This window comes from Kitasatospora sp. NPDC036755, assembly GCF_040636595.1.
In the GTDB taxonomy this organism is placed as follows: Bacteria; Actinomycetota; Actinomycetes; order Streptomycetales; family Streptomycetaceae; genus Kitasatospora.
Map to the genome: position 1 here is coordinate 1 of NZ_JBEZUT010000488.1, position 4483 is coordinate 4483.

Here is a 4483-nt window from a genome sequence, read left to right on the forward strand (position 1 = left end):
GTTCCGGCCCGCGGCCCCGCCGAGGCCCGTGCTGTGCCTGCCCGCCGCCGCTCCGCCGGAGGCGGCGCAGGACGCGGAGACCGCGGAGGACGCGGGGCCGGGCGTGCCGTTGCGGCCGGGTGCGGCGCCGAACGCCGTCGTCAGCCTCTGGTGCAGCCCGGCGCCCGGTCTGGCGGCGGTCCTGGTGGAGCCGGGGCCGCAGGCGGCCGCGCGCTGGGAGCTGCCGGCGGCGGCCCGGGGCGCCGCTCCCCCGCCGCAGGGCCCGGTGGTGTGCCCGTTGTGGTCGCCGTTGCCGTGCACGACGGGTCCGCGGGGGCGCTGAGCGCTCCCGGAACCGGCGAGCGCCCCCGCCCGGAAAGGGCGGGGGCGCTCGTCACGCGTGGTGCGGGATCAGGCCTGGGCGGCGATGATCTCGCGGGCCAGGCGGGCGGTCTCGGACGGCGTCTTGCCGACCTTGACACCGGCGGCCTCGAGGGCCTCCTTCTTGGCCTGGGCGGTGCCCGAGGAGCCGGAGACGATGGCGCCGGCGTGGCCCATGGTCTTGCCCTCGGGGGCGGTGAAGCCCGCGACGTAGCCGACGACCGGCTTGGTGACGTGCTCGGCGATGAAGGCCGCGGCACGCTCCTCGGCGTCGCCGCCGATCTCACCGATCATGACGATGAGCTCGGTCTCCGGGTCCTCCTGGAAGGCCTTGAGCGCGTCGATGTGGGTGGTGCCGATGACCGGGTCGCCACCGATGCCGACGGCCGAGGTGAAGCCGATGTCCCGCAGCTCGTACATGAGCTGGTAGGTCAGGGTGCCGGACTTCGAGACCAGGCCGATCTTGCCGGAGCTGGTGATGTCGGCCGGGATGATGCCGGCGTTCGACTGTCCGGGGCTGATCAGGCCGGGGCAGTTCGGGCCGATGATGCGGGTCTTGTTGCCCTTGGCACCGGCGTGCGCCCAGAAGGCGGCGGTGTCGTGCACCGGGACGCCCTCGGTGATGACGATGGCCAGGCCGATCTCGGCGTCGATGGCCTCGATCGCGGCGGCCTTGGTGAACGCCGGCGGCACGAAGAGGACGGTGACGTCGGCACCGGTCTTCTCCATGGCCTCGGCGACGGAGCCGAAGACCGGGATCTCGGTGCCGTCGACGTCGACCGTGGTACCGGCCTTGCGCGGGTTGACACCGCCGACGATCTGGGTGCCGGAGGCGAGCATGCGGCGGGTGTGCTTCATGCCCTCGGCGCCGGTCATGCCCTGGACGATGACCTTGCTGTCCTTGGTAAGGAAGATAGCCATGGTGTTAAGTCCCCTTCCTTACTTGTTGGCCAGCTCGGCGGCGCGGTCAGCGGCGCCGTCCATGGTGTCCACGCGCTGCACCAGCGGGTGGTTGGCGTCGTCGAGGATCTTGCGACCCAGCTCCGCGTTGTTGCCGTCCAGGCGGACGACCAGCGGCTTGGTGACGTTCTCGCCCTTGCTCGCGAGGAGCTCCAGGGCCTGCACGATGCCGTTGGCGACCGCGTCGCACGCGGTGATGCCGCCGAAGACGTTGACGAAGACCGACTTGACGTCGGGGTCGCCCAGGATGATCTCCAGGCCGTTCGCCATGACCTCGGCGGAGGCGCCGCCGCCGATGTCGAGGAAGTTGGCGGGCTTGACGCCGCCGTGCTTCTCACCGGCGTAGGCGACCACGTCGAGGGTGCTCATGACGAGGCCCGCGCCGTTGCCGATGATGCCGACCTGGCCGTCGAGCTTGACGTAGTTCAGGCCCTTGGCCTTGGCAGCGGCCTCCAGCGGGTTGGCGGCGGCCTTGTCCTCGAGCGCCTCGTGCTCCGGCTGGCGGAACTCGGCGTTCTCGTCCAGGGAGACCTTGCCGTCGAGCGCGATGATCTTGCCGTCGCCGGACTTGATCAGCGGGTTGACCTCGACGAGGAGGGCGTCCTCCTTGATGAAGACGGTCCACAGCTTCTGCAGGACCTCGGCGACCTGGTCGGCGACCTCGGCCGGGAACTTCGCCGCGGCGACGATCTCGGCGGCCTTCTCCGGGGTGCAGCCCTCGTTGGCGTCGACCGGGATCTTGGCGAGCGCCTCGGGGTTCTGCTCGGCGACGACCTCGATCTCCACACCGCCCTCGACGCTGGCCATGGCCAGGAAGGTGCGGTTGGTGCGGTCCAGCAGGAACGAGACGTAGTACTCGTCCTTGATGTCCGCGGTCTGGGCCAGCATCACCTTGTGAACGGTGTGGCCCTTGATGTCCATGCCGAGGATCTGCTCGGCCTTGGCGACGGCGTCCGCCGGGTCGGCGGCGAGCTTGACGCCGCCGGCCTTGCCTCGGCCGCCCACCTTCACCTGAGCCTTGACGACGGCGCGGCCGCCGAAGCGCTCCGCGATGGCGGCAGCGTCTGCGGCGGTCTCGATGACATCGCCGTCAAGCACGGGCACACCGTGCTTGGCGAAGAGGTCCCTCGCCTGGTACTCGAACAGGTCCACGTGTTTGTCCTTGTTCGTGGTCGCGGATTGTGTCTCTACGAGCGTGCCACGGCAGGATCTTCGCTGCGGGTCGTCGGGGCGGTGCGGGTACGCAGAGGTACGGCCTTGCGGCCCACACAGCCACGGGCGCACACGTCAATCAACACGCGCGTCACGTCCGTCTGGCAGGTTATCCCCGCAGGACGGGACTGTTCCGCCCGGGGGCCTGCCCGTCCTGGGTGAGAACCGTCACAAACAGCCCGGCGGGAAGGGGCGGACGGCCGGTCCGCCGATCGGGTGGATTAGCGCGTCCGGGTGAATCCTCACACCCCCCGGTCCTCCCCCTTCATCAGGTGCGGCGGGATCGGGCGCTTCTCGACGGCCGCCGCCATGATCTCCGGGAACGCGTCGGGGGTGCAGGCGAAGGCCGGTGCGCCGAGCGAGGCCAGGGCGGCGGCGTGCGCGTGGTCGTACGCCGGGGCCCCCTCGTCGGAGAGCGCCAGCAGGGCGATGAACTGGACGCCGGCCGCCTTCATCGCGGCGACCCGCTTGAGCATGCCGTCCCGGATGCCGCCCTCGTACAGGTCGCTGATCAGGACGACGATCGTCTCGGAGGGCCGGGTGATCTTCGACTGGCAGTAGGCGAGCGCGCGGTTGATGTCGGTGCCGCCGCCGAGCTGGGTGGCGAACAGGACGTCGACCGGGTCGGTGAGCTGCTCGGTGAGGTCGACCACCGAGGTGTCGAAGACGACCAGCCGGGTGTCCAGGGTGCGCATCGAGGCGAGCACCGCGCCGAAGACCGCCGAGTGGACGACCGACGGCGCCATCGAGCCGGACTGGTCGATGCAGAGGATGACGTCCTTCTTCACGGCGCGCTGGGCTCGGGCGTAGCCGACCAGCCGCTCGGGGACGACGGTGCCGTACTCGGGCAGGTAGTTCTTCAGGTTGGCCCGGACGGTGCGGTCCCAGTCGATGTCGCGGTGGCGGGGCCGGTTGACCTTGGCACTGCGGTCGAGGGCGCCGCCGAGGGTGGCCCGGGTGCGGTCGGCGAGCCGACGCTCCAGCTCGGCGACCACCTTGCCGACCACCGCCCGGGCGGTCTCCCGGGTGGTCTCGGGCAGCGCGTGCTTGAGCGACAGCAGGGTGCCGACCAGGTGCACGTCCGGCTCGACGGCCTCCAGCATCTCCGGCTCCAGCAGCAGCCGGTCCAGGCCGAGCCGACTGATCGCGTCCTGCTGCATCAGCTGCACGACGGTGGACGGGAAGTACTCGCGGATGTCGCCCAGCCAGCGGGCCACCTGGGGGGCCGAGCCGCCCAGCCCGGCGCCGCGGCGCCCACCGCGGCCGCCCCGGGCGCCCTCCTCGGGGGCGCCGCGGTAGAGCGCGGCGAGGGCTCCGTCCATCGCGGCGTCGCGGCCGCGCAGGGTGCAGCCGGTGCCGTCGGCCTCTCCGCCGAGCACCAGCCGCCAGCGGCGCAGCCGTTCGTCGGTCGTGGGCGCTGCCATCTCGTCCTCCTCCTTCAGCGGGTCCTGCGGTGGGGCAGGCGTTCGGTACGGCGGTGTCGGGTGTCGGGCCGTTTCGGGTGCCCGGCGGTGCGAGGCGGTGTCAGGTGTCGCGGCCGGCGGCCTGCCGGGGGATCCGCGGGCGGACCCCGAGCAGCAGGGCCACCACGGGGACGACGGCCTCGGCGCGGGCCCCGTCCAGCTCCCCGGCCGCGGCCCGGACGGTCGGGGGCTCCCCGAGCGGGCCGGCCGCGACCCGGCCGCCGATGGTGGTGCGCACGCCCGCCTCCAGCCCGGCGAAGGTGCGGCGCAGCAGCGGCAGGACGTCGGTGAAGACCTCGCCGCCGACCCCGGTCAGCCACTCGTCCAGCAGGGCGAGCAGCCGCGGATCGTGCAGCAGCAGGGCGCCGCCGCCGGTCAGGAAGCCCTCGACCCCAGCGGCTTCGCCGAGGTCCAGGTCCGCCGCGACGGACAGCTGCACTCCGTGTCCTGCCCGGTGTGCGTCGGCGCCCTGGTGGTGGCCCGATGAG

Annotated in this window: 4 protein-coding genes and 1 pseudogene; all 5 read right to left on the reverse strand. The window is 72.3% G+C overall.

Annotated elements, in window-relative coordinates; all coding sequences use genetic code 11:
* Window positions 1–300: pseudogene (locus AB0E96_RS38505) on the reverse strand (hypothetical protein); the annotation flags it as partial.
* A gap of 90 nt (window positions 301–390) precedes the next feature.
* Window positions 391–1281 carry a succinate--CoA ligase subunit alpha gene (gene sucD, locus AB0E96_RS38510; RefSeq protein WP_359831103.1) on the reverse strand — a complete coding sequence of 297 codons (891 nt, stop codon included), beginning with the start codon at window positions 1279–1281 and terminating at the stop codon, window positions 391–393.
* 18 nt (window positions 1282–1299) lie between these two features.
* Complete coding sequence (gene sucC, locus AB0E96_RS38515) at window positions 1300–2472, reverse strand: ADP-forming succinate--CoA ligase subunit beta (RefSeq protein WP_359831105.1); 1173 nt, start codon at window positions 2470–2472, stop codon at window positions 1300–1302.
* A 302-nt stretch (window positions 2473–2774) separates the two neighbouring features.
* Window positions 2775–3956 carry a VWA domain-containing protein gene (locus AB0E96_RS38520; RefSeq protein ID WP_359831107.1) on the reverse strand — a complete coding sequence of 394 codons (1182 nt, stop codon included), beginning with the start codon at window positions 3954–3956 and terminating at the stop codon, window positions 2775–2777.
* A gap of 100 nt (window positions 3957–4056) precedes the next feature.
* Window positions 4057–4483 (reverse strand): DUF5682 family protein (locus AB0E96_RS38525; protein ID WP_359831109.1); only part of this gene is annotated, 427 nt, incomplete at its 5' end.

Excerpts from the sequence above, each read along its gene's own strand:
- sucD (WP_359831103.1), bottom strand. The coding sequence starts at position 1,281 with ATGGCTATCTTCCTTACCAAGGACAGCAAGGTCATCGTCCAGGGCATG.
- AB0E96_RS38520 (WP_359831107.1), bottom strand. The coding sequence starts at position 3,956 with ATGGCAGCGCCCACGACCGACGAACGGCTGCGCCGCTGGCGGCTGGTG.